Source organism: Parabacteroides sp. CH2-D42-20, from assembly GCF_003670185.1.
Classification (GTDB): Bacteria; Bacteroidota; Bacteroidia; order Bacteroidales; family Tannerellaceae; genus Parabacteroides; species Parabacteroides distasonis.
Genome location: NZ_RAYG01000103.1, coordinates 1 through 556, shown reverse-complemented (window position 1 = coordinate 556; position 556 = coordinate 1). Strand labels below are relative to the sequence as shown.

The following is a 556-nucleotide window of genomic DNA, read 5'->3' as shown; positions in this document are numbered from 1 at the left end:
GGATTGAATGGTAGTGTACCCGTCTGAACATGAAATCGTGATCGGCTGATCCTGTAGGCTTTTGTGTAGGATATTCCTTTTTCTTCTCCTTACTGGGTGGGGGCATAAAAGGTAGTGGACTTATGAACGCATAAGATATACTTGGTTTGGCTTACTCTTTGGCGTTACCCAAGTAAGAGGAATATATAATAATGTATAGAGAATTTTAAATGTCAGATAACATTTTATCAATAGTCATTTTTACGGCTGGCAGGTTGTTTTTCATTACATCAAAAACGATAACTGCATCTATATCGAAATAATGATGCGCTATAATGTCTCGCATTCCCATAACTCCTTTCCAATCAATTTCAGGATAATGCGATAAAAGTTCTTTATTTGTGGCTTTATCAATACGCTTGACACTTTCTCCGATTGCAATCAACAGCATACAGATACTTTCCAACCTCTCAACTCCACTTGGTGTCGTCAAGAAATCATCTGGAGAAAGTATTGTTTCCGATCTCTTTAATATTCTATCTAAAGCCGTTTGTATCTTTATCAAAGAAGAACGGAT

Annotated in this window: 1 protein-coding gene; it reads right to left on the bottom strand. The window is 36.7% G+C overall.

Annotated features, from left to right (window positions below):
* Positions 1 to 205: 205 nt before the first annotated feature.
* On the bottom strand, positions 206 to 556 hold a 351-nt coding region (locus D7V92_RS21935; RefSeq protein WP_370036725.1), incomplete at its 5' end, for a DUF86 domain-containing protein.